This window comes from Corynebacterium maris DSM 45190 (genome assembly GCF_000442645.1).
Classification (GTDB): Bacteria; Actinomycetota; Actinomycetes; order Mycobacteriales; family Mycobacteriaceae; genus Corynebacterium; species Corynebacterium maris.
Map to the genome: position 1 here is coordinate 2,077,396 of NC_021915.1, position 24,829 is coordinate 2,102,224.

The 24,829-nt window shown below is 63.4% G+C and carries 20 protein-coding genes and 1 tRNA gene; 10 read left to right on the plus strand and 11 right to left on the minus strand.

The genetic code is table 11. The features are described 5' to 3' along the window. Position 1 precedes the first annotated feature (1 nt). On the plus strand, positions 2-1,663 hold the full coding sequence (locus tag B841_RS09700; protein ID WP_020935322.1) for a flavin-containing monooxygenase: 1,662 nt from the start codon (positions 2-4) through the stop codon (positions 1,661-1,663). A gap of 341 nt (positions 1,664-2,004) precedes the next feature. Here the strand turns inward: B841_RS09700 and B841_RS13910 are convergent, their stop codons facing one another. After that, positions 2,005-5,460 (minus strand): reverse transcriptase domain-containing protein, encoded by a 3,456-nt coding sequence (locus B841_RS13910; protein WP_156844773.1) that lies wholly within the window; start codon positions 5,458-5,460, stop codon positions 2,005-2,007. 400 nt (positions 5,461-5,860) lie between these two features. Between B841_RS13910 and B841_RS09705 the strand changes: the two genes are divergently transcribed. After that, positions 5,861-5,933 (plus strand) — tRNA-Asn (locus B841_RS09705). 137 nt (positions 5,934-6,070) lie between these two features. Here the strand turns inward: B841_RS09705 and B841_RS09710 are convergent. After that, complete coding sequence (locus B841_RS09710) at positions 6,071-6,547, minus strand: DUF3817 domain-containing protein (protein WP_020935323.1); 477 nt, start codon at positions 6,545-6,547, stop codon at positions 6,071-6,073. 98 nt (positions 6,548-6,645) lie between these two features. On the opposite strand from B841_RS09710, the gene B841_RS09715 reads away from it, so the two are divergent. Together B841_RS09715 and B841_RS09720 are read left to right on the plus strand one after the other, a co-directional pair. Further along, complete coding sequence (locus tag B841_RS09715) at positions 6,646-7,146, plus strand: TspO/MBR family protein (RefSeq protein ID WP_020935324.1); 501 nt, start codon at positions 6,646-6,648, stop codon at positions 7,144-7,146. Positions 7,147-7,162: 16 nt separating this feature from the next. Next, complete coding sequence (locus B841_RS09720; protein ID WP_020935325.1) at positions 7,163-7,588, plus strand: OsmC family protein; 426 nt, start codon at positions 7,163-7,165, stop codon at positions 7,586-7,588. A 36-nt stretch (positions 7,589-7,624) separates the two neighbouring features. Here the strand turns inward: B841_RS09720 and B841_RS09725 are convergent, their stop codons facing one another. From B841_RS09725 to B841_RS09745, 5 genes are all read right to left on the minus strand, one after another. After that, positions 7,625-8,791 carry a tyrosine-type recombinase/integrase gene (locus B841_RS09725; protein WP_020935326.1) on the minus strand — a complete coding sequence of 389 codons (1,167 nt, stop codon included), beginning with the start codon at positions 8,789-8,791 and terminating at the stop codon, positions 7,625-7,627. Positions 8,792-8,861: 70 nt separating this feature from the next. Beyond that, entirely contained in the window at positions 8,862-9,755 is an 894-nt protein-coding gene (locus tag B841_RS09730; protein ID WP_020935327.1) for an SDR family oxidoreductase, read from the minus strand. 148 nt (positions 9,756-9,903) lie between these two features. Further along, positions 9,904-11,106: a non-hydrolyzing UDP-N-acetylglucosamine 2-epimerase gene (gene wecB / locus B841_RS09735; protein WP_020935328.1), complete on the minus strand. Its 1,203-nt coding sequence runs from the start codon at positions 11,104-11,106 to the stop codon at positions 9,904-9,906. A 179-nt stretch (positions 11,107-11,285) separates the two neighbouring features. After that, positions 11,286-12,176, minus strand: a complete 891-nt coding sequence (locus B841_RS09740) for a YwiC-like family protein (protein WP_084482028.1) — start codon at positions 12,174-12,176, stop codon at positions 11,286-11,288. A 479-nt stretch (positions 12,177-12,655) separates the two neighbouring features. Next, complete coding sequence (locus tag B841_RS09745; protein ID WP_020935330.1) at positions 12,656-14,005, minus strand: glucose-6-phosphate dehydrogenase; 1,350 nt, start codon at positions 14,003-14,005, stop codon at positions 12,656-12,658. Between the two features lie 127 nt (positions 14,006-14,132). Between B841_RS09745 and B841_RS09750 the strand changes: the two genes are divergently transcribed. The 3 genes from B841_RS09750 (at position 14,133) to B841_RS09760 (ending at position 16,598) form a co-directional block, all read left to right on the plus strand. Beyond that, positions 14,133-15,968: a glycoside hydrolase family 15 protein gene (locus tag B841_RS09750; protein ID WP_245561043.1), complete on the plus strand. Its 1,836-nt coding sequence runs from the start codon at positions 14,133-14,135 to the stop codon at positions 15,966-15,968. A 63-nt stretch (positions 15,969-16,031) separates the two neighbouring features. After that, complete coding sequence (locus B841_RS09755) at positions 16,032-16,295, plus strand: hypothetical protein (protein ID WP_020935332.1); 264 nt, start codon at positions 16,032-16,034, stop codon at positions 16,293-16,295. A gap of 6 nt (positions 16,296-16,301) precedes the next feature. Beyond that, on the plus strand, positions 16,302-16,598 hold the full coding sequence (locus tag B841_RS09760; protein ID WP_020935333.1) for a DUF503 domain-containing protein: 297 nt from the start codon (positions 16,302-16,304) through the stop codon (positions 16,596-16,598). A 25-nt stretch (positions 16,599-16,623) separates the two neighbouring features. Here the strand turns inward: B841_RS09760 and B841_RS09765 are convergent, their stop codons facing one another. Both B841_RS09765 and dnaG read right to left on the minus strand, forming a co-directional pair. Then, positions 16,624-16,986, minus strand: coding sequence for a DUF6640 family protein (locus tag B841_RS09765; protein WP_020935334.1), 363 nt, complete (start codon positions 16,984-16,986; stop codon positions 16,624-16,626). 95 nt (positions 16,987-17,081) lie between these two features. Next, positions 17,082-18,989 (minus strand): DNA primase, encoded by a 1,908-nt coding sequence (gene dnaG / locus B841_RS09770; RefSeq protein WP_020935335.1) that lies wholly within the window; start codon positions 18,987-18,989, stop codon positions 17,082-17,084. A gap of 115 nt (positions 18,990-19,104) precedes the next feature. Between dnaG and B841_RS09775 the strand changes: the two genes are divergently transcribed. Then, the gene (locus tag B841_RS09775) at positions 19,105-19,539 is read left to right on the plus strand and encodes a ribonuclease domain-containing protein (RefSeq protein WP_020935336.1); all 435 of its coding nucleotides are present in this window, start codon (positions 19,105-19,107) and stop codon (positions 19,537-19,539) included. Continuing rightward, complete coding sequence (locus tag B841_RS09780) at positions 19,529-19,786, plus strand: hypothetical protein (protein ID WP_020935337.1); 258 nt, start codon at positions 19,529-19,531, stop codon at positions 19,784-19,786. The genes B841_RS09775 and B841_RS09780 overlap by 11 nt, the downstream gene beginning before the upstream one ends. A gap of 7 nt (positions 19,787-19,793) precedes the next feature. On the opposite strand, the gene B841_RS09785 is transcribed toward B841_RS09780, so the two are convergent. Together B841_RS09785 and B841_RS09790 are read right to left on the minus strand one after the other, a co-directional pair. Beyond that, on the minus strand, positions 19,794-21,071 hold the full coding sequence (locus tag B841_RS09785) for a deoxyguanosinetriphosphate triphosphohydrolase (RefSeq protein WP_020935338.1): 1,278 nt from the start codon (positions 21,069-21,071) through the stop codon (positions 19,794-19,796). Between the two features lie 3 nt (positions 21,072-21,074). Continuing rightward, on the minus strand, positions 21,075-21,770 hold the full coding sequence (locus B841_RS09790) for a YdcF family protein (RefSeq protein ID WP_020935339.1): 696 nt from the start codon (positions 21,768-21,770) through the stop codon (positions 21,075-21,077). Between the two features lie 69 nt (positions 21,771-21,839). Here B841_RS09790 and B841_RS09795 point away from each other — a divergent pair, with 69 nt between their 5' ends. Then, complete coding sequence (locus tag B841_RS09795; RefSeq protein WP_020935340.1) at positions 21,840-24,821, plus strand: TPM domain-containing protein; 2,982 nt, start codon at positions 21,840-21,842, stop codon at positions 24,819-24,821. Positions 24,822-24,829 lie beyond the last annotated feature (8 nt).

Sequence of the window (24,829 nt, forward strand, 5' to 3'; positions counted from 1 at the left end):
CATGTCTGCACTGACAACGCCTGACGTCGACGTCGTGGTGGTCGGAGCCGGTTTCGCCGGCATGTACGCCACCCACCTGCTGCGCACCAAGAACAACCTCACCGTCCAGGGCTTCGAGCGCGGCTCCGGAGTCGGCGGCACCTGGTTCTGGAACCGCTACCCCGGCGCGCGGTGCGACGCCGAGTCCATCGTCTATTCCTACTCCTTCGACGACGAGATCCAGCAGGAGTGGACCTGGTCCGAGCGCTGGGCCACCCAGCCGGAGATCCTGGAGTACGCGAACTTTGTGGCCGACAAGATCGGGATCCGCGACACCTTCCGCTTCAACACGGAGGTGGCCTCCATGGCCTGGGACGATGATTCGCAGACGTGGACCACGACGACTGCTGCCGGTGACAAGACGGTGTCGAAGTACGTGGTGACCGCGGTCGGTTGCCTGTCCGCCTCCCAGGTGCCGGACTTCAAGGGCCTGTCCGATTTCGCCGGCCAGGTCTACCACACCGGCGCGTGGCCGCACGAGGGCGTGGACTTCACCGGCAAGCGCGTCTGCGTCATCGGCACCGGCTCCTCGGGTATCCAGTCGATCCCGCGGATCGCGGAAGCCGCCGACCACGTGACGGTGTTCCAGCGCACCGCGACCTTCACCGTGCCGGCGCAGAACCGTCCGCTCGGCGTGGACGAGATGGCTCAGGTCAAGGCGGTGTACCCGGCCCTGCGTGAGCACGCGAAGTCGACGGCCGCCGGGGTGATCGTCAAGCAGCCGATCGGTCGCGCGCTGGAGCTGGACGCCGAGACGGTCCGCGCCGAGCTCGACGCCCGGTGGGCGCAGGGCGGGCCGACGTTCATGAACGCGTTCACCGACACGATGAGCGACCTGGAAGCCAACGAGATCACGGCGGAATACGTCCGCGAGCGGGTGCGCGAGATCGTGCAGGATCCGGAGACCGCGGAGCTGCTCTCCCCGCACGCGTATCCCATCGGTACCAAGCGTATCTGCGTGGACACCGACTACTACGAGACGTACAACCGCGACAACGTAGATCTGGTGTCCGTGAAGGAACACCCCATTGAGAAGATCGGCACGCGCGGCCCCGTGGTGAATGGCGTCGAGTACGACTGCGACGTGCTGGTCATGGCCACCGGATTCGACGCCATCACCGGCCCGCTGCTGCGGCTCAACATCACCGGTTCTGAGGGGCGTCCGCTGTCTGAGGCGTGGGCCGAGGGCGGGAAGTCTTACCTCGGTCTCGCGGTCGCTGGTTTCCCGAACATGTTCACCGTCACCGGTCCGGGCAGCCCCTCGGTGCTGACGAACATGATCCTGTCCATCGAGCAGCACGTCGAGTGGATCACCGACTTCCTGCTCGATCTGGAAGATGCCGGGGTCGGCGTGGTCGAAGCCTCTCTACAGGCACAAGAGCAGTGGGTGGCCGATGTCAACGCCATCGCGGATCAGACCCTCTACCCGCAGGCCGCGTCCTGGTACATGGGCTCCAATGTGCCGGGCAAGGCCCGGGTGTTCATGCCCTATGCCGGTGGTGCCGACGCCTACCGAGCGATCTGCGACGAGATCGTCTCGTCCGGATACTCCGGCTTCGTTATGGATGCAGGCGCCAGTGAGCGTGCCGAGCAGCGCCAGGAGGAAATGGCTCCGGTGGTCTGAGTGACGTGACCGGCCTAGCTTTCCATGCCAGGCCGGTCAGCAGAATTCATCGCTATCCCTACAATTAGGCAGTGCTACGGAAGTCGTTTCATCAAGTACAGAATCACACCGACGCTCCCCCCTGAAGGACCAAATCGCCCAACCTCTGCGTCTCCCCTGCAACATAATCCCATAGAACGGGTCACCAACAGGCTGAAATAACGCCCCCCGTATGCGTATTTCGATAAATTAGCGGTGCCTTGAGGAGACAGTCTGCTTAGCGCCTGTGGGGCGCCGTTTGAAACACCCCTCGTAACAGAACTTAAAGTTAAGAACTCCCTTTGAAGTGACCCGACCCTCGATCATGGAAAAATCTTTCGCTCCGCGTCCATTACATCATGGAAACCATCTGGAACCGGTTTATAGGTCTCATCAGTAGATATGGCACGGGTTTGAAACCGTCGGAGAGTCTTCACGTCAACCTCACCCACCAGAAAGTGATCGTGGATACCCCCACGAACACGAACCACGTCTCGTTTCCACGGCTTATTATATGGAGCGCGAATTCGGCTATCTCCAAAAAGCCTGTTATTCGCTTGTATTACATAAATATGCAGATCTAGAGCCGCGGAATCAACGAGAGGTTCAAAAGTATTCAGATCCTTATTCCACTCCACCACGAAGAGCGCATCGATTTTGCCACGCAGCTTATACCGAAAATTAATGTTTGTCAGTTCGGAGCAGATCAATATAGCGAATTTAAAGTCGCCATGCTCGATAATTTTTGGAGAGGGTGATCCCAAATCTAGATCTCTTGAATTGACCACTCTAGAGCCATTGATATTTAATAAATTTCTAGCTTCGACACCAGCAGCCGCACTCTTAATTTGATAACCAAAAATTGGAACCTTCAAGTGCTCCTTCTCAAAAATGAGCGAATACCAGGCCTCGTTGGAAACCCGTAAGCTTCCCCGATGGATATACTCCACTCCAGCGACTAAGTTGATTCCAAAGTTTGCGAGCTTGTGCGCAAAACGAATAAACCACTTAGCGGGCAGTGACATTTCAGGAAAAACTACATAATCAGGCCTGCCTTCTTTTACCCCTATTATATCATTAATAGTATGTGCTAATTTTTCGTAACGGGCCGTAGAGAGATTAGGTTCCCCTACGACAGCTAAAGTGCTATCGCTGTCTGTAGTTTGAATCGAACAGATCGCAACCCGAACTTTTCCACTCTCACCAGGAATAGCTTTATTAGCGATAGTGGGGTTGCTAGATTTAGCGATAAAATCATTCTGTTTACTTTCATCCATCCCTGAAGCAGTCTGCATCTTCCCCTCCCAGCAAAGAACCGGGTCACCCAAAATCTCCGTGAGGTCGTCGTCGTTATAACCTCGCGTCACTACCGTCCATGGCAGTGGCTTGTTTTGAGACAGGCTTTGCAGCATCTTGGCTATCTCCAAAGAAGTTCCCCGGTCGCTGAAATAGGAAATTTCCCCCATATACAGTGGCTCAGTAGGGAAAACGAGGCCAGCCACCCGCCCCATCTCATGAATCTGCCTAGCCCCCTCTTTTCCTTGGGCAGTCTCAAGAAAGTGCTGTTCGGCTGCACGCCCCTGTGGCAAATCATCATTTTCTCCAGTTTGATGCCAAATATCAGCGACCACACGTGATTTTGAAGAAAAATTATTTTCTTCATTTTTAACAGCGTCTAAACTAGTAACAGCGGCCCATAGCAATCCACCAACACCCGCGATATGCCTATTGGAGAGTAGGTCATATTGTATTAACTTGAAGGGGGAAACCCCAAAACCGCCCTCTTCATTTTTTCCAAAAATATCCTTAAGATCCCCCATTTCGCGAAGGGGATGAGGTTTCAAGATGTCTTTAAAAGGAATGGCAGCAAGGTCCCTGGAGAAGAGGGAATGAAAAGTTTCCACATTTCTATACCAGAGGCCGTATAGACGGGGGTTTCCATCAATAATTTCCACCATGCTATCAACTATCTCTACTTTTTTTGGGCTGGCTAAGCTGGTATCAGGAACGGCAGAAATTTCTTCAATCAAATTGTATAAAAATTCTTCCATGAAATTTGATTTCAAAGCATTTATAGAAATTCCCTTTTCGCCATCCACGTGAAAACCTTTTAATTTAAAGATTATCGATTCGCCACTGAGGCTTTTCCACATCTTTTTCAAGTTATCGATAAGAACACTTAAGGAACGGTGATCACCAGTCAATGCTGCTATTCGAAATGCCCTCTTAACATAATTGGCCACAATGACGAACGTGTGCGGAGCGCACATATGTCTTGCGAATTGTTGCATGAAATCTTCACGCTGGGCGCTCCAAGTTGAGGGGGTGCAAGAGCGCCACAATTCGTTCAATCGGCTAAATTGAATCGCCAGTTCTGCTCTCGACATAGTAAATGACCGTGTTTTATTCAGAGCAGAAGCGCCAAAACCATCCTCATCTTGGGCCAGTGCTAGGTTGACCGCTGAAAAATTGACACCCGACACACCCGTAGGAAGTAACCGCCACTCGCTAGAGTTCTCTCGAGCAACCTTTTTTAGAGAATTCAGCACTTGCGGACCTGAGTACTCATCCAACAAATGGACGCGTGTTTTAGGGGGCGAAAACTCTAAATCAGAGAATGGAAGAAAAGGGGGTTGATATTTCCAAATATTTCCTTCCTGGGACCCCTTTCCCCCCGTTGGGGAATTTAATAAATTAATCCCTTCTACCCGTTTGGCAATCCACTCCCATACATCATCGACAGTACTAAGCTGATCATGCCATTCAAACACTAGGATAATATCATCAACGTATCGTCCATAGTAAAGTGGCTTGATTTGATTCTCAACCTCGATATCGAAGAAATGCATGGCCATGTTTGCCACAAGACCACTGGCGGGGAAGCCTACAGGAAGTCCGAAATGCGCATCCTGTCCCGCCTCTTCCCCCTCGGGACAGGGCCTTAAATGGGGCTTCGGGTTATTCGCCCATGATTCCAGCATTTTGACGAATACATTATGAATAAAATCCAGAGATACGTCTCCTTCATTATCATAAATATCTATCGTTCGCTGACAGTTTCCCGCATAAGCACTTTTCGGAGCACGTCCGAGCCCTAAGTTGCGAAATTCTTTCCTACGAAGAAAAGAGGGGTGAACATTATGATAAAAATTTGAAATATCAGCATTAAAAATGATAGCTCGACGCTTTTCCTGAACACATAGATCGGCAGCTTCAATTCCCCCATCACGCCACTCTCTATACCCCTCAAAGTAGGGTTTGAATGTACCGGGGGACCACTCATTATACTCACCTTTATGATTGCGCCGAACTCTATTGGCATAAGAGCTTGAGGTAAACCGTTGGTCGAACACCTCCCCGATTTGCCGTACCCAAAATGCAGAAAAAACATGAAAATGTACACTTATTTTCGCCATTAGACGAAAGTTGACTTCTACTGAATGAGAAGATTTTTCATCAGTTTTTGAAGAAGGGAAAGCGCCTTGCCGGATGAGTTCTTCCCACTGGCGGGCTGGGTCGTAATCGTGGAAAGAGTTATTCCCAAGATGTCCCCTACTGACTCCCTCATTCTTAAGGATTGTGTGATAGTTCGTATTTGCGGGAGACAGGAAAAAACCCCAGTCCCCGAAGAGCTTTAGCATCTCTTCCTCATCTTGGGAAACGATAGGAGAGGCCAAATGGCGAAGGTTTTCATAGAGGTTTTCCTCATATTCACGAAGCGCAGCACGTGCTCCCTCGCCGGAGTGGAGGAGGTCGACCTTCGCCTTCCGGTATGCCATTGCTAGCTCCTTCAGAAGGTCGGAATATTCATTAATCAAATCTAATCTCCCTCTCCGATGCGTTTACTTGATGACTCTTCAATCGCAGGACGTCGCTTCTTATTGATCCCAGGGTCGCTTTAACCGGCTATCTAGCAACGCTGTAGGGCGGACATCCAAGGCTCCAAAGAGTGTCTTTCCCTTATCAAAGGTTTAAGGATAGCCGGTGAGAACTGTGCCGTGTCCTTGGAGTGCAGGGTATTGCCCCGTTACATTGAAGGCACCCACTAGTAGTAAAAACCTACGAACGTATCTAAAACCACTATCTACCAGGCGATTTGTGTGTTTTAAGCACCTCTGGCTATAGTTACTAATCGTTGCAACGGACACCGCAAGGAAGTACAGAGCAACGAAAAGTTAATCCCCCATAGCTCAGTTGGCAGAGCATCCGACTGTTAATCGGAAGGTCACTGGATCGAGACCAGTTGGGGGAGCACAGAGAAGAAGGCCACCGGGAAGCCGGTGGCCTTCTTCGTTTTCGTGGGGCGGGCGTCGATAAGTTTCGTGGCGCCGACCCACCGCTACGGGGTGCGGAGTGCACCACTCCCCTACCCCGGGCGGCCGAGCAGGCTTAGTTGACGGAGTCGACGATGGCGTCCGGGTCGTAGGGCTGTCCCATGGTGAGCAGCAGGGTGAAGACGACCGCGATGATCACCAGCAGGATGAGGATGCTGCGCACGGGGTGGCGTACGACCTGCGCCAGGACCCAGTCGGCGGCGTGGGCGGGCTTGGCGTCGTTGTCGCGGTAGCGCCAGTCACCCTCGAGGTGGCCCTTGCGGTCGGCCCACAGGGTGAACGGCAGGGCCGCCCACGGGATGACGGAGATGATCAGGCCGAGGGCGCCGAGCCAGAAGGGCCAGCGGTTGTTGATCCAGATGAGAAGGGTCATGGCGGCGAAGCAGAGGAAGCCGAAGCCGTGGATGGGGCCGGCGATGGGGACGAGTCCGTCGGTGACGCCGCTGTATTTCAGGATCATTCCCAGGATGAGCAGGGTCCAGGTGATCATTTCCAGGCCGGCTGCGATCCGGTGGAGGCTCTTTGGTGTCATGTCGCCAAGGCTATCCGTCACATGGGTGTTCTCCCTAGCCGAAGCGAGCCGGGACACACTCGTGGGCGGGGCCTCACGCGCGTGGATAAGGTGGGGCCATGTCTTTTACCTCTGAACTGAAGAAGTACGCCAACGGCGTCACGGCGGCCACCACGGGTGCGGTCGTGGCGGCCGCCGCGGTGGGCACGGCCCTGACGGATCCGGAGAACCGGTGGTACAAGTCGCTGCGCAAGCCGTCCTGGCAGCCGCCGGCGGCGGTCTTCCCGGTGGCGTGGACGGCGTTGTACGCCGACATCGCCGCGGTGAATTCCATGGTGCTGACGGATCTGGTGGACACGGGCCAGCGGGAGCAGGCTAAGGGGCACGCCACGGCGCTCGGCGTGAACTTGGCGTTGAACGCCGGCTGGTGCGGGTTGTTCTTCCGTTCGAAGCGGCCGTGGTTGGCGGCGGCGGGCGCGGGCGCCTTGGCGCTCAGCTCCGCGGATCTGACTCGCCGCGCCTACGAGTCCTCCCCCGCCCGGGGTGCGGCGTTGGCGCCGTACGCGGGATGGACGGCGTTTGCCACGGCGTTGTCGACGGCCATCGCGGCGAAGAACTGAGGCCGGGTGGTCTCCCGTGGCTGAGCACGAGGCTGCCCCCGCCCTATCCGCAGAGCGCACCGCTGCGCGGACTTTCACGCTGCGCAATGACCGTGGCGCCGAGTTGCAGATCGGCATGGCCGGCGCGGAAGGGGCGTTTACCCCGGGTGAGCTGCTCCAGGCTGCCGTCGCCGGGTGTGCGGCGTTGTCCGCGGAGGCGCAGTTGGCGCACAAGCTGGGCCCGGACTACGAGATGACGGCGACGGTGGCGGCGTCCGTGGATGAGGCCGCCGACCTGATCGAGTCGATCGCGGTGACGCTGACCGCAGAGATGCCGGGGGTGGACGGCCCCGCGCGGGAAAAGCTCGTGGAGCAGGCGGAGCGGGTCATCGACCGGCTGTGCACGGTGAAGCGTTCAGTCAACCACGGGGTGGCCGCCACCGCCGCCGTGCAGCCGCGCTGACGGCATACCGCTCCCCTGCCCTCCCTGCGGCGGGGGTCAGGCCGCCGGGCCGAATTCGTCGAGGACGGACGTGTGGTCGCCGGCCTCGGTGGCGGGGCGGATGTAGTGGCGGTGGGTGATAGCGGGGTCGCGGTGGCCCAGTTGGCGGGCGGCGGCCGCCGAGCCGTACGCGTTGGCCACGACGGTGCCCACCGTGGAGCGGAAGTCTTTTTGCCGGATGTGGCCGTATTCTTCGCCACGGGCGTCGCGGAACCGCCGCCCGATGTTGTGCGGGTCAAGGATCCCGCCGTTGGCGTTGGGAAAGACCAGCTCGGCCGTCGCGGCACGGCGTCGCTCCCGCAGCATGTCGGCGCACCAGCCGGGCAAGGAGAGGGTGCGGTGTCCGGCGGAGCTCTTCGGCGTGGGCTGGCGGGTCAGCACCCCGTCAGGGCGCACGATCGTCCCGCAGATCGTGGCGGTGGCGGGTGTGGCGGTGAGGTCGAGGTCGCGCCAGCGCACGGCGAGCACTTCCCCGGACCGCACGCCGGTGGCGATCTGGAATCCGATGATGCCGGAGAGATCGGTGCGCTTGCCCGTCTTTTCCCACTCGAGGATGCGCCGCCACAACCCGGAGATCTCCTGCTCGGTCAATTCCACCGGCACGTAGGGCTCGGGCTGGGTCAGGTGCGCGCGCCGGGCCGGGTTGTGCGCCCAGAGGGTCACGCCGTGGCGCATCGCCAGGTCGAAGCTGTGCAGCAGCAGGACCTTGGTGTGCCGGGCGGAGGTGGGCGCGCGCCGGGAGAGGTGCTCCAGCCAGGCGATGATCACGGCGGCGGTGCATTCGGTCAGCGGCAGGTGTCCGATGGCCATGTCGCCGGTGCCGCCGCGCAGGAATTTCACGTGGCGTTCGTACATGTTGATCGTCTGGATCTTGTTGCCCCGGCCGACCTGGTCGGCACGCATGGCGTCCAGGGTGCGGTCCACGAGTTCGAGCAGGGTCATCTCCGGGGTGAGCGCGATGGCGGGGCCGCCGACGGCGCGCACCAGCGCGCGTTGGCGGGTGCGTTCGTACGCCTCTTCCCTGCCGTCGCCTTCGGCGGCGACGGCGACGACCTCACCGTCCGGCAGGCGGACGGTGGTCTCCCCGCGCCACCGCCCCGTCGGGAGGAGGGTGAGGCGGATGTCTCCGACGGGGTCGTGCCCGGGCGTTGTAAAGGTGTCCATGCCCCTTTGGACTGTGCGGGCGGCGCCGCGGGTTCCCTACCCCGGAGGGAACGTGCGCCGCGGCACAGCGTTAAGGCGTGATGGTGCCGCCGGTGACGCCGAGGGTTTCGCCAGAGGTGTAGCTGGCTTCGTCAGAGGCGAGGTAGACGTAGGCGCCCGCCAGCTCCACGGGGTGGCCGGCACGTCCCAGCGGGGCCTGCTGGCCGAAGCCCTCGACCTTTTCCTGCGGCTGGCCGTGGCTGGGCTGCAGCGGGGTCCAGAAGGGCCCGGGGGCCACGGCGTTGACACGGATGCCTTCGCCGGCCAGGGCGGTGGCCAGTCCCTTGGACAGGTTGTTCAGGCCGGACTTGGTCATCGCGTAGTCCAGCAGGGTCGGCGAGGGCTGGTAGGCCTGGATGGAGGTGGTGAAGATGATGGACGCACCCGGCTGAAGGTGCTGCAAGGCGGCCTTGGTGACGCGGAAGTTGCCGCCGAGGTTGACGTTCATGGTGGCGTCGAATTGCTCGTCGGAGATCTCGGTCAGCCCATCCGCCCAGATCTGGCGGGAGGCGTTGTTGACCAGGATGTCCAGCCCGCCGAGGGCCTCGACGGACTTGTCCACCAGGTCGCGGCAGTACTGCGGGTCGGCGAAGTCGCCGGGGTAGGCGAAGGCCTTCTGGCCGGCGTCCTCGATGGCGGCGACGATGCGGTCGGCGTCGGGCTGCTCCTCCGGGAGGTAGGCGATGGCCACGTCGGCGCCCTCACGGGCGTAGGCGATCGCGACGGCGGCGCCGATGCCGGAGTCGCCGCCGGTGACCAGGGCCTTGCGACCCTTGAGCCGGCCGGTGCCCTCATAGCTGTCTAAGCCGACGTCGGCGCGCGGGTCGAGTTTGACGTCTAGGCCGGGCTCCGGCTGCTTCTGGCGCGGCGGGTCGACCTTGGGGTACATGGTGCGGGGGTCTTGAGCTGCGGAATCGTTCGACATCTGTCTTCCTTTCTCGGCAGCCGGCGGCGGCCACGGGGTCAATGGTGCGCCCCAGTGTAGGCACCCTGCCCCGCGGTGTCGAGGAAGAAAGTGACTGCGGGCGGGTTGTCAAATTGGACGCCCGTCCGCACCCCCGCCCAGGTGGGCGTCAGACCAGCTGGTCGCTCAGGCGGGGTTCATCCATCCCCGGTTCCGCGACCTCGACCTCCGGAGCGAAGTCCGGCAACCGCTCACCGACGCCCAGCAACTGGGCGATCGCCGCCACCGAACGCTTCGCCGCCTTCCCGTCGCCGTACGGGTTGACGGCCTTCGACATCGCCTCATACGCCCCGGCCGAATCCAGCAGAATCGAGGTCTCCGCCACAATACGCACCCGATCGGTGCCCACCAGCTTGACCGTGCCAGCCAACACCGCCTCCGGGCGCTCCGTGTTCTCCCGCATGCACAACACCGGCTTACCCAACGACGGGGCCTCCTCCTGCACCCCACCGGAATCGGTCAACACAATGCTCGACCGTGCCATCAACCGGGTGAACTGGTCATAGGCCAACGGATCAGTGATCATCACGTTGGCCAACGCATCCACGTGCGGCAACACCGCCTCGCGCACCCGCGGATTCAGATGCAGCGGCAACACAAACACCACATCCGGGTACTGCACGGCCAACTCCTGGACCGCGGCGCCGATCTCGGCCATCGCATCCAGATTCTCCCTCCGGTGCGTGGTCACCAACACCACCCGCTGATCCGTACTGGTCAACGCGTTGAGGCGCGGGTCATCGAAGCAGGTCTCCCAGCTCGAGGCCTTCAACAACGCGTCAATGACGGTGTTGCCGACCACCGCGATGTTGCGGGACCGGAAATTCTCCGTCCGCAGGTTCTCCTTCGACTCCGAGGTCGGCGCCAAATGCAGCTCGGCGACCTGGCCGATGATCTTGCGGTTGGCCTCCTCCGGGAAAGGCGAATAGATGTTGCCCGTACGCAGACCCGCCTCCAGGTGCACGACCTTGACCCCACGGTTGAACCCGGCCACCGCCGCGGCCATCGCCGTGGAGGTATCGCCCTGGGAGATGATCACGTCCGGGCGCTCGGCGACGATGATCTTGTCCAGTCCCTCGAGTGCGCGCGAGACCAGTTGATTAAGAGACTGGCCGTTTTTCATCAACGCCAGATCATGGGCCGGGGTGATCTCAAACATCGCGTTGACCTGATCCAGCATCTCCTTGTGCTGGCCGGTCGACACGGCCACGGAGGTAAAACGCTCATCGCGTTCGAGCGCTTTGATCACCGGGGCGACCTTGATCGCCTCCGGTCGGGTTCCGTAGACGGTCATGATCTTCGGTCTCGCCATGGTTCTCCTTGCAGGCTACGCGGTGTTCGACCACACCCCTGTACGCCAGCTCCCAGGAAACGGGCCCCGGAGGCGGAGTGTGTGGCACTGTCGCTGTGTTGCACACAGCGTGCGCTACCTTATCTGACAACTCTTTCCCAGGCAGAACAACCGCCACTATCTCAGGTTCTCCTCAGTAATTACGAGACCGCCAGCAGCACGCCGAGTGCGGCGAGCAGGCACACCGGCATTTCCGCGACGCCGACGTCGCGGGCCGTCCATGCCCGCCCCCGGCCGGCGGTGACGGGGAACCACACGGCCCGGACCAGCGCAATGGCCATGACGGCGACCATGACCGCCGCGGCCCAGACATTGAGCGACGCCGCCCAGACCATCGCCGCCACCACCACGAGGGAAAACACGTGCGCGCCGACGGACAGGCGCAGGAAAGACTCGTTGCCCTTTTCCCGGATCATGGTTTTGACGAACGGGATGGTGCCGGAGAAATACAGGGCGAGAAACGTCGCTGAGACCGTCGCCCCGTGGGTCCAGGTCAGCTCTGCCCCGCCGACGTCCGCGAGCACGGGCACCAGCAGCGCGGAGGCGATCGTCGTGGAGACCCCGGAGGGCAGCGAGCGTGATCTGCCGCGCAGCGTTTCGTAGACGGCGACCGCCACCAGCGGGGCGTAGGGGATCGCCCACCAGGCGGTGGCCGGACGCGCCAGCGCCACGACCAGCAGCGCCGCCAGGCATATCGCGCCGTAGACGTAGACGGGGGCGAGGTATTTCCGGCGTCGGCGGGGAGTGCGGGCCCGTGCCGCAAGGCCGAAGGCGAAGAAGACGCCGTAGCCGAAGAACCAGGCCACGAGCACGGCCACCAGGGCGATGAGGTCACCGGCCGGGCCGCCGCCGCGGGCCCAGGCGAGCGCCCCGGCCACCAACCCCAAGACCGCTGGGGTGATGAGCATGGCCCATGCCCCGTGCTGGTTGGAGATCCACGGGGACACGCCCCTGCCCCGACGTTTCTTTCCCGCCCGAGCCGGCGTGGTCGGCGTGGCGGATGTCTGCGCTGCGGTGTGCGCGATGGTCATGCACTTCTCCCCTGTCCGATTGCTGACTGTCATCGCCAGTCTATATCAATCGAAAGTTTGAGATGCCTCCCTGCTGGGCGCCCCATGAGGGCCCGGGAAAGGCGGCGGCGGGCACGGGTATGTTCACCGTGCCCGCCGCCGGAGAGGGGACTACCTGTTCGCGGATTCACCCTCCGCCAGGGGCTCCCGGTCGACCTGCTGCTCCGCCGGGGGCACACCGCTGGCATTGAACTCCGCCGACGCCAGTGCCGCGAGGGCTATTGAACCGGACGTCCGCTCATCGACCTGCCCCCGCTGAGGAGAGCCCATTTTCCCCACGTACCCACCACCTATAAGCCCAATATTTCAGATTTAATTCGGATCATCTTTGAAGTTAGCCGAGTTCAACCCGAAAAGCGATAGTTCCGGCGGAAAGTGGCGGGCGGGGGCCGTCTTTAGGCTCAGCCCAGTTTTTCGCCCCGCCCCCCTAGAGGGCAGCGTCAGTCGAACCACTCCTGCGGCCCGTGGGAGCCGGCCTCGTATTCGTCCAGCGGCACCTCACCGGAGGAAAACGCGTCCAGCACCGGCTGCATGATGGCCCACGCCCGCTCGGGTGCCCCAGCAGGGACCTCCACGTCGTGGTCGTCGGTGACGATCGCTTTGACGATGCGCCCGTACGGGGTCAGCCGTGAGGGCGACAATGCGCTGTTCAGGCGCACCTGCTGCAGCGCCTCCGGGTCGCCGTGGTCGGCGACGTTTAAGTCGACGGCGATCTTGTCCTCGAAAGGCACGACCAGGCGGGTGGTCGGAGCGTCGGGGTGCTGCTCGGTGGGCTTATAGGTCACCGTGATCGCCTGTAGCGCATTGCCGATGGCCTTGCCGGAACGCAGCGTCACCGGCACGCCCCGCCACTGGTCGTTGTCCACGGTGAAGGTCACCTGCGCCAGCGTCTCGGTCTGTCTCTGGGGATCCACGCCCTCTTCGTCCGCGTAGGCGGGCAGCTCGCGGCCCTCGACCGTGCCCGCGGTGTAGCGGGCCCGGCGCGCGGCGCTGACGTCGGCGGTGGCGGCGTCGAGGACGTCGTTGACGCTGGTGTCGGGGTCGGTGGCGGCGAGGATGTGGGCGGCGGTGTTGAGCAGGTGGGATTGGAGCATGTCTTCGGCGGCGCCGGTGGAGTCGTAGAAGTCGGCGCGGCCTTCGAGGCCGAGGGCTTCGTCGTAGACGATGTCGATGGTTTCGACGGCGGTGTTGTTCCAGCCGGCTTGGAGGAGGTGGTTGGCTTCGAGGGCGCCGATGAGGTTGATGGTGGCGGCTTGGCTGAGGAAGTGGTCGACGCGGAAGATGTGGTCTTCGGTGACGGTGGCGGCGAGTTTGTCTTCGAGTTCGGCCGCGGAGGGGGCGTCGACGCCGAAGGGTTTTTCCATGGCCAGGACGGTGTTGTCGGGCAGGGTGATTTGGCGGAGGTGGTCGATGGTGTCGTCGGTGACTTCGGGGGCGAGGCCGTAGTAGATGACCAGGCGGGCGTCGGGGTCGCGGTGGACGGCGTGCTCGACGGCTGTGGTGAGGTCGTCGAGGTCGGTGGCGTCGGCGGTGACCCAGGTGGCGGTGTCGGCGAGGTGGTCGATGACGTCGTCGGTGATGCCGTCGGCGTCGGCGTCGGCGAGGGCGTCGCGGATGAAGCCGGGGTAGTCGTGGTCGTCGCTGCGGCTGCTGCCGACGATGCGGATGCTCGCCTGCGGGGTGAGGGAGAGGTAGTCCGCGATGCCGGGGATGAGCAGGCGTCCGGCGAGGTCGCTGTTGCCGCCGAGGATGAGGAAGGTGTGGGGGGTGGGGGCGTTGTTCTCCGTCATGGTTCTCCACGGTAGTGCGGTGGCGGCGGCGGTGCGTGGGGGTGTGGGTTTCTTTAGGCTGGGCGGGTGATGCGCCCCGGTGGTGGCGCAAGCATGGCCGTGGAAGACGAGTGTGGGAGAGATGATGATGGCAGAGCGGCAGGCAGGTTCCGGCTCGACCCCGTTGGAGGACTACGCGTTGGTCTCTGACACGCATACGGGCGCGCTGGTGGCCCGCGACGGCAGCGTGGATTGGTTGTGTCTGCCGCGGTTTGATTCGCAGGCGGTGTTTTCGTCGTTGGTCGGCGATGAGTCGCACGGCCATTGGCGGATCGGAATCGCTGGCGGGGAGGTCACGGAGCGGCATTATGTGGGGTATTCGATGATTCTGCGCACCGTGTGGGCCAGTGAGACGGGCACCGCGGAGGTGGTGGATTTCATGCCGACCACGCCGGACGCCGACGGCAACGTCCGGCATGACCTGGTGCGGCGGGTGCGGTGTCTCAGCGGCGTCGTGGAGGTGGAGACGGTGCTGCGGCTGCGGTTCGATTACGGGGCGGCCACCCCGTTTTTCACGTATGACTCCGACGTCGACGGCGATGCGTTGATCTGCGCGATTTCGGGGCCGAACGCGGTGCAGGTGGCGGGCCCGGAGTTGCGGCGGTCTCCGAAGACCAACTGTCACCACGGAACGCACCGGTTGGCGGAGGGCGAGGAGGCCAATTGGGTGTTGACCTGGCATCGCTCCTATGACGATGCGCCGGAGCCGATGGATTATTCCGAGGCGATGGAGACCACCCGGGAGTATTGGTCGAAGTGGGCGGCGCATCCGGAGTTGTCGGGCCAGTACGAGGATGAGGTGCGTCGCTCGTTGGTGGTGTTGCGTGCATTGACGGATTCCACGACGGGCGGCATCGTCGCCGCCCCGACGACGTCGTTGCCGGAGGAGTTCGGGGGCAGCCGGAACTGGGATTACCGCTACGTGTGGCTGCGGGATTCGGCGCTGTCGATCGAGGTGCTGGTGCGCTCCGGGTTTTCTCGGCGCGCGGAGGAGTGGCGGGATTGGCTGCTGCGAGCGATCGCAGGTGACGCGCATGACCTGCGCATCATGTACGGGTTGGGCGGTGAGCGACATCTGCCGGAGTTCGAGTTGGATCATCTGCCCGGTTATGAGGGGTCGCGCCCGGTGCGCATCGGCAACGGGGCGGCGGAGCAGTATCAGGCGGACGTGGTGGGCACGGTGATGGTCGCGTTGGAGAAGATCCGGGACGCGGGTGTGCCGGAGTCGGAGTTGTCGTGGGATCTGCAGCGGGCGTTGTTGCGCTTCCAGAAGGCGCGTTTCGACGTCAAGGACCACGGGCTGTGGGAGATGCGCGGTGAGCCGGACTGGTTCACGCATGGCCGGGCGATGATGTGGGCGGCGTTCGACCGGGGGATCGCGGCCGTCGACAAGCATGATTATCCCGTGGAGGACGGGGAGCTCGACACGTGGCGGGAGTTGCGGGAGCGTCTGCGCGAGGAGATTTTTGAGCGCGGGTGGAACGACGAGATCGAGTCTTTCACCCAGGTGTACGGCGGCACGGAGGTGGACGCCTCGTTGTTGCAGCTCGCCCAGATCGGGTTTGTGGACTACGACGACCCGAAGATGCTGGCCACGGTGGCGCGCATTGAGTGTGACCTGCTGGATGACGCCGGGTTCCTGCACCGCTACCGCACCACCGGTTTCGACGGCCTGGAGGGCGACGAGTATCCGTTTTTGATGTGTTCCTACTGGTTGACGGAGCAGTACGCGTTTTCCGGGCGGCTGGACGATGCGCACGCGGAGATGCGGCGGTTGTTGTCGGTGAGCACGGATCTGGGACTGCAGTCGGAGGAGTATTCTCCGGAGCATGGCCGGCTGGCGGGGAATTTCCCGCAGGCGTTTTCGCACCTGGGTCTGGTGCGGGCGGCGCAGACGATCGGGGAAGTCGAGCAGGTAGACTAGTTCCGTCAGTGTTCGGGGCCGCCCCGGGGAATGTTGTTCGACGAGTGAAGGAAGTATTTTCTCATGATTCAGTTCGTCATCGGAGCCGCCGCGGGGTACGTCTTCGGCACCCGGGCGGGACGCAAGCGTTTTTATCAGATCAAGGACGGCTATCAGGCCGTGATCAATTCGCCGGTGACGAAATCGGTGGTCTCCTCCACCCGCAAGGCGATCGCCGACAAGCTCGATCCGCAGCCACGGATGCGCGAGGTCAAGAATCTGAACAAGGACTCGCGCGTGGACGGCCAGGAGATCTTGGAGCGCGATGACCTCGACGACAAGCGGTGAGCGCTCATGTGGATCGGGTGGATTGAGTTCGACTTGCTCATGGGCGACGTGCATTCGCTGAAGCAGAAGCGCTCGCTGGTGCGCCCCGTGGTCGCGGAGCTGCGGCGGAAGTTCCCGGTCAGCGCCGCCGAGGTCGGGCACCTGGACTTGCACCGCCGCGCGCTGGTGGGCGCCAGTGTCGTCGCCGCGGACCGCGCGCACGTGGTGGACGTGCTCGACGAAATCGAACGCCTGGTGGCTTTCCGGCCGGAGTTCGAGCTGTTGTCCGCGCACCGGGACATGCTGCGCTCCGACGAGGAGTGACCCGCCGAGGGGCGCGGTCGGCCGGTCACCGGCGCCGGGTGAGCACGTAGCCCACCGCGCCTAACCCCAGCATCGTCCCGGCCGCGAAGCGCTCGTCGATCCATACCCCGCGGATGCGCGGGATCAGCTCCGGGAATTCCGCCTGCAGCCCGCCGGTGCCCGGGTAAAGGAAAGCGCTTGCCATCGACGCCCAGAACAGCGCCGGCAACGCGGCGCCGGCGGCCGCGTCATCACGGCGGTGCAGAGCGTATAAGCCGCCGCCCAACAGCGCGGCCAGGGAAATGGTCTGGGCGTCGTGAAAACGCGCATGCGGCGGCCAGGCGGGATTGAACAGGTGCGTGCGGTTGGCGTCGACGGCTGCTCCCCCGACCGCGGTCGCGGCGGCCACCCCGGTGAGGATCCGCCGGCCCCAGGCCCGCGCCCTACCCGGCACGGCCGCTGAGCTGAAAGAATGTCTGCTTCATGACCCCCAGGGTAAGCGTCTCACATCCGAAACGCCCGGTGGTTGTACTCGCGTCGCGCCTGCTCTAGGGCGATGATGTCGGCGAACAAGGTGTTGTAGGCCTGTTCGTCGTCGGCGGGGCGCATGCGCTGCAGTTGGCTTTTTAACTGGGCGATCTGGTTGCTCACGCGCTGCTCCTGCAGCCGGGAAAGCACGGAGTCGGTGAAGGTGGCCAGGTCGTCTTCGGTGGCGAGTGCTTCGACGGCGAGCTCGGAGACGAGGTTGCGGCCGGAGAGGTCCGCCATCTCGCCGGCGACGGCGGCGATCCACTCCACTCCCCCGTCCCCGCCGGACGCACATCCGCCGGCGGCGACGATGGCCTCACGCACGGCCGAGTAGGCCTCGTTGGTGAAAGTGTCGGAGCTGAGCCCGTCGAAGTAGGAGCCCGCCTGGCTGGGGTACTGCAGGGCGATCTTGAGGGATTCGCGCTCCGGCCACAGGCGCGGGTCCTTCGGGTTCGGGGCGATCAGCAGGGGGATGTCCTGCACCGGCTGGGACTCACCGTGCTCGAAGCGGGTGGCGCGGCGGCGGGCGTCGTCCTTCTTCCGCTTCGGCTTCCGGGATTCGGCCTGGACCTGGCGGATGACCTCGTCCGGGTCGGGCCAGCCGACCCAGCCGGCCAGCTGGCGGGCATATTCGACGCGTAGGGCATCGTCGCGGATGTCGGCGACCACGGGCACCGCGCGCCGCAGCGCCTGCAGTCGGCCCTCCGCGGTGTCGAGGGAGTACTCGGCGATCAGGGAGTCGACGACGAACTCGAACATCGGGATGCGGGAGGCCACCAGGTCGCGGACGGCGGCGTCGCCGCGCTCCAAGCGCAGGTCGCACGGGTCCAGGCCTTCCGGCGCCACGGAGACGAAGGACTGGCCGGTGAAGTTCTGATCCCCCTCGAAGGCGCGCATGGCGGCCTTCTGGCCGGCCTCGTCGCCGTCGAAGGTGTAGATCAGCTCACCGCGGAAATAGTTGTCGTCCAGCATCAACCGGCGCAGCACCTGCAGATGGTCGCCGCCAAAGGCGGTGCCGCAGGAGGCCACGGCGGTGGTCACCCCGGCGGCGTGCATGGCCATGACGTCGGTGTAGCCCTCCACCACCACCGCCTGATGCGACTGAGCGATGTTGCGCTTGGCCAGATCCAGCCCGAACAACACCTTCGACTTGTTGTACAACATCGTGTCGCGGGTGTTCATGTACTTGCCCATTTTGTCGTCGTCGAAGAGCTTGCGGGCGCCGAAGCCGATGACATTGCCGGCCAGATCCTTGATCGGCCACAACAGGCGGCGGTGGAACTGATCGATCGGCCCGCGCCGGCCCATCTTCGCCAAGCCCGCGGCCTCCAGCTCCTGAAAGTCGAAGCCCGTGCGCAACAGATGCTTGGTCAAGGTGTCCCACCCCGCCGGGGCGTAGCCGCACCCGAACTCGTAGATGTGCTCGCGCGCGAAGCCGCGCTGCAGCAAAAAGTCGCGGGCCGGGGCGGCCTCCGGGGTCTCCAGCTGCTCGCGGTAAAACTCATGGGCCGCCTTGTTCGCGGCGATCAACCGCTGGCGCGTGCCCGGCTTCTCCTTCCGCGCCCCCGTCGACCCGCCCTGATAACGGATGGTGTAGCCGATTTTCTGGGCGACGGACTCCACCGCCTCCGGGAAGGACAGCTGCTCCATCTCCATGAGGAAGCTGAAGACGTCGCCGCCCTTGCCGGTGGAAAAGCAGTGGTAGTAGCCGCGCGCCGGGCGCACGTGGAAGGAGGGGGTGCGCTCGTCCTTGAAGGGGCTGAGCCCCTTCATCGAGTCGGAGCCCGCCGGTTTGAGCTGCACGTATTCGCCGACGATCTCATCGATCGGGGCGCGCTCGCGGATGGCTTCGATGTCGCTCTCCGGAATTCGTCCCTGTGCCATAACTTCGTAGTTTACCGGGGCGGGCAAACCGCGCCGAGGGACGCTTCCCCGCCCGCCATTAACCTAGGGTTTATAGAGTTTTATTAGCTGGCCTTCAGGGTGCCACAATGAGCGCATGGCTCATCAGGCCCCGCAGAAAAAGACCGTCCTCGGGACAATCGGCGCAGCGTTGCTGGTTGCCATCGGCGGATATTTCGGCGTGGACCTGCTCACCGATGAGCAAGCCCCCGCCGGGTCGACCGTCTCTGGCCTGCCGGCCTGCGAGATGGGCTCACTTCCCGACGAGGCCGAGGAAACCGCCGCCGACATCGTCGCGGGCGGCCCCTTCGAGTATCCGGACAACGACGGCACCCGCTTCGGCAACTACGAAGGCGAACTGCCCGACCAAGAGCTCGGCTACTACCGGGAATACACGGTGGACACCCCGGGCCTTGATCACCGCGGCGCCCGCCGCATCGTCACCGGCGGCGACGCCGACACCGACCCGGACGTCTGGTACTACACCCACGACCACTACGAATCGTTCTGCGAGATCCCCGATGCCTCTTAGAGACAACCCGATTCTCATCAACCACCGCCTGCGCTGCCGCCAGGACTTCTTCGACGCGCTGACCGCGATCAGCTACCGCGACTGCGTCAACCCGCGCCCCGCCCCCACCAACCTCGACGGGATGGCGGACCTGCTCCGCGAAGCCCGCGCCGGCAAGATCATCGCCTCCGACTGGGGGCTTGACGACGCCGACACCTCCCGCATCAACGGGATCCTCGACGACCTCGGCATCACCCTGTGCCGCTGATCGACGCCTAGCCCATGAACCCGGCCAGGCCGGCGGAGTGCTTCGCGATGCGCTCCAGGCGGGCCTCCGTCATCGACGCGATCTGGTCGATGACCACCCGCTGGCGTTGCGCGTCCGTCTCCGCCTCCCGGTACCACTGCCGGTACATCGGATCCAACGTGCCCGGCGCGCCCGCCAGCAGATAGTCGTGGACCCGGTAGATCCGGTCGCGTTGGCGGTGTTGGCGTTGCTGGTGCACCGGCATGCCCATGACGTAGAGCACCGCGACGGTTTTGAGCAGGGTGACTTCCGCCTGGGCGTGTTCGGGCACGATCAGGCGGCCGTGTTGGCGGCCCACGGGTCGCTCGGCCGTCTCGTCGGTGGCGGCGACGGCGGCGCCGACGTAGCGGCCCACCAGTTCCGAGGTCATGCGTTTTAAGTCGACGTAGCCGCGCAGGGAGTGGTTGAAGTCGGCGGCGGCGTTGATCACGTCGAGTTGGCGTAGGCGGTCGGCGGCCTCCAGCAGTCCGTCGGGGGTGCCGCCGAAGGCCTGGGAGCCTTTGTCCGCCAGCGACGCCAGTTCCACCAGGTCCCACAGCACCGTGAAGGACATCCGGCCGGAGACGACGGCGTCTTCGACGTCGTGCACGGAGTAGGCGATGTCGTCGGACCAGTCCATCACCTGCGCCTCCATGGGCGGCGAGTCGTCGTCGTGGCCGTCGCGCAGCCAGGCCAGCACGTCGGCCTCGGAGTCGTAGGCGCTGTATTTGCGGTTGAGGGTGCCGTCCGGGTTGGTGCGGGTGCGCGGGTACTTGCACGAGGCGTCCAGCGCTGCGCGGGTGAGGTTTAATCCGACGCTGCGGCCGGCGTCGTCCAGGGTTTTGGGCTCCAGTTTGGACAGGATGCGCAGGTTCTGGGCGTTGCCTTCGAAGCCGCCGCAGTCGGCGGCCAGCGCGTCGAGGGCGCGTTCCCCGTTGTGGCCGTAGGGCGGGTGGCCGATGTCGTGGGTCAGGCCGGCGACTTCGCAGAGGTCGGGGTCGAGTCCCAGTTCGGAGCCGATGCCGCGGGCGATCTGGGCGACTTCCAGCGAGTGCGTCAGCCGGGTGCGTGGGGTGTCGCCGTCGCGGGGCCCGACGACCTGGGTTTTGTCGGCCAGCCGGCGCAGCGCCGCCGAGTGCTGCACGCGGGCGCGGTCGCGGTCGAAGTCGCTGCGGTGGTCGGGTTCGGCGTCGGCGAACTGGCTGCCCTTCGCCCCTTCGGCGAAGATGCGGGCGGTGTCGTGGGCGGTGTAGGTGTACGGGGGCATCGGTTACGTGTCGGTGTCTTCCAGCTGGTTGATTCGGTCCCGGCGCGACGGCTTGAACAGCAGTTGCAGCCTGCGCAGTGTGGTTTCCAGCATATCCGCCGCCGCGGGGCCCAGGAGGTGGGAGACGTCCAGGACGACTAGTCCGCCGCTTTCGTGCACCACGGATTCCCACCAGGAGCGGTCCGGAAATTGCGACGGGCAGTACGGGGTGGGTGAGGCGACGGCGTCGATGCCGGCGGAACGGGCGATTTTCTCCGCGCGCAGGCAGTGGTTGGGGTCGGTGATCACCAGGCAGCGGCCCACCTTGCTGCGGGCGGCGAGTTCCTCGAAGGAGTCTTTGGTGCTGGAGCCGACGGGCACGGCGTTGATGCGTCCGGTGACGCCGGCGTCGCGCAGGTATTTCTCGGCGGACTGGGCCTCGGTGTAACGGTCACCGGGCAGTTTGCCGCCGAGTGGGTGCAGCACCGCGTCGGGGAAACGGGCGGCGACGTCGACGGCGTGGTCCAGGCGGCCGCGCAGCTGGGCGGAGGGGCGGCCGTCGTACTGTGCGGTGCCTAAGATGGCGGCGGAGTCGACCGTCGCCGGGGTGCTGCGGGAGCGGCGGGCGGAGTGCCAGAGAATCCGGGCGGGCCAGCTGGCCGCTGCGAGCGGGAGGGCGGTGAGCAGGGCTAGGGCCCCGGTGCGGAATGGTGTGTTCATGCTGTCCCCAGTATGACAGGTTTCTCGCCGATACCCTGTAGGCAGGGTTCTCACAGTAGTGTGCTAGGCATGCCTTCCTCCCGTGTGCGCTCGGTGTTTCCTAAAATCGTGTCTTCTTTGGCCGCCCTGGCGTTGTTGTCCCTGACCCCGGCAGCCGTGGCCCACGCAGCTCCGGCGGTCGCCTCCACCGCCCAGGAGGTGCTCCAGGCGCAGGCCCCTGCGCTGGCCGACACTCTCCCACCCGGCCAGCTGCCCGACCGGGTGACGGATGCCTCCGGCGTGCTGGGCCCAGAGCAGAACGCGCAGCTGGCCGCCGCCCTCCAGCAGTATTTGACGGATCACCAGAAGTCGATCTTCCTGGTCTACTTCCCCTCTTTCGGCGACTACACCCCGATGGAGTGGGCCGAAGCTGCGGCCGCCGCCAACGGCGGGGGCAACACCCTGGTCTTGGCGGTGGCCACCGAGGACCGCCACTACGGCCTGGCCGCGGACACCTCCGCCGGGTACTGGGCCGAGTGGGAGCTCGACGACGTCGAGGACGCCATCTTCCCGTCACTGGTGGACTCCGACTGGGCGGGCGTGGGATTCGCGGCAGTGGAGGATGCGACTGCGTCAGCTCGGATGAACGAGGCCGTGGACGATGTGGTGGGCGGTATCGCCAGCTTCTTCGGGCTCGACGACGATGCTGAGCCGGAACCGCCAGCCCAGGCGGAGCCGGAGAAGGTGGAGGAGACCGCTGCCGCTGTCCCGGAAGAGGACCCGCCCTATGTCACGGACCTCTCCGGCGTGTTGGATCCAGCTCAGGCGGCTGAGATGGAAGACGCGATCGATGAGCTCGCGGAGGAGGCCGGCAGAAATCTCTTCGTGGTCTACGTGCCCACCGCGGAATATGATCTCAGCGAATGGTCCGCCCAGGTTTCCGATGAGGCGGATGAGGCCACACTGACGGCCATGTTTTTCACCGACGACGTGGCGCACAGCGTCGGCCCGCTCTCGGAGACCGGCTACTGGGACCAGGAGCAGCTCGATTACCTACAGGCAGCCACCCGCACCGGTTTAGAAGAGTCCGGGTGGGCGGGCGGCGGGTTCGCGGCCATCGAGGCGGCCTTCTCCACGGAGATCTCCGCGGCAGGCGTCGACCCCGCCGCAGTCGCCGCTGAACCCGCCCAGGTCTCCCCGACACGGCCCGCCTATGAAGTCTCCCCGAGCAGGCCTGCCCGCAACGACGGCGCAGGGACCGGCTGGCTCCTGCTGGCCATGCTCGTTATCGCCGCTGTCGGCGCCTTAGCGATCGTCCGGTATGTGGCGCAAAAGAAAGCTGCGAAAAAGATGGCCACTGCCCGCAGCATCTCCCCCGCAGATCCCTCCGAGCTGTCCTTATTGGCGACCACCACCTTGCGTCGCCGGGCCGAAGAAATCACCGTCGCCATTCGAGCCTCCGTGCTCCGGGGCCAAGAAGCGCTCGACAACGCCCATAGTGAGTTCGGGATAGGCCGCACCCGTGCCTTTACTCGAGCGCTCGATAACGCCGATCACGTCCTCCAGCACACGCAGCGTGAGCGGGAAGAACTCTTCCTGGTCGTTCCCACGGTGCAGGCCGAAAACTCCACCGGTTTTTCCCGCACGCTGAAGAAACTCGGCTACAGTCTCAAACGGCGGTGGTTCCACTCCGTGAAATCACAATCTGGCTCTGACGTGGAACAAGAGCCGCGCACACGCATCAGACTCATCAATCTCATCTCTGCTTATGGTCTGGCCCAAGAAGAACTCGACGAACAAATCAGCGCATTCGCCGACCGGCGAGAACTTCTCCTGCACGCTCACGCGCATCTCGATGAGCTCACCCGAGCAACCGTCGCCCTGCGGACTCGTCTCAAGAGGATGAGCGTCGTCTTCTCTGATCTGGAAGCCCGTTACGGACCGGCCCTCTTCTCGTCCATCAGCGAAAACGTGGGCAAGGCCACCGAGTCCCTCGACCACGCTGAACGACAACTGCAGATCGGCTACGAACTCAAAGCCAAGCCAGCCGGGGAGCAAGGACGGTTGTCTTACATCATCCGGGACACCACCCGGGCGGTGGAACTGACCGATGACCTGCTGCTGCGCATTCGAAATGCGGAAGACGACCTCACCATCGCCCAAGAAGGGCTGCCACCGCTCATCAAAGAAACCACCGAAGAAATCAAGGAGGCGGCGCAGCTCAAGAAACGTGGCGCGTCACTGTATCTGCCTGCTGACTGGGACGCCTTGGACACCGCCGCCGCAGAAGCCTCGATCGTGTTGGCGGAAGCGGAAACCCGCGGCGCAACTGACCCCTTAGGGTCGTATGTCGCCCTCTTGGAGGCGGACACCGCGTTAGAAGAACAGCTCCGAGCCGCTCACACGGTCATTGACGCACAGAAGCGACAGCTGACGCGACTTAATAAATACCTGTTACCCGCCCAGGAACAGATCCAGGTGGCGGACAACCTCATCGTCACTCATCAGGAGATAGTGAATACCGAAACCCGCGCCTCCCTGCTGAACGCTCGGCGACTGGTCGAACGAGCGACGCAGCTCCGAGAAGCCGCGGCCCCGTTATGGCAAGCAATCGAATACGCGACACCATCTACCCAGCATGCGAAGCAGGCTGCCGAGCAGGCGCAAAAAGACATCACAGCTCACCAGGAAAAAGTGGAGGCGGAGCAGGAAGCCGCGCGCACCGCAGCGCATAGAGAAGCTCGCATGGCAACGCTGAGAGAAGCACGCAGGGCGACCCAAGAACGAGAGAACGAGAACAAAGCTGCGCGGAAGGCCACCAACAGAGCCGCCCGTTGGGCAGCCGCCATCGCCGCCTCCAGCTCTTCGACCAGCTCCCACTCCAGCTGGAGCTCGAGCTCCAGCGGCAACTCGAGTTCCAGTTCCAGCCGCAGATCCTCCGGCTCTAGCTCCAGATCGTCTAGTTCCCGCCGTAGCTCCAGCCGAGGCGGAAGTTTCGGGGGCGGAAGCAGCACCAGAAGCAACCGTGGCAGCCGAGGCGGCGGGTTCTCCAGCCGGGGCGGCTCGTTCTAGTTTTCTGC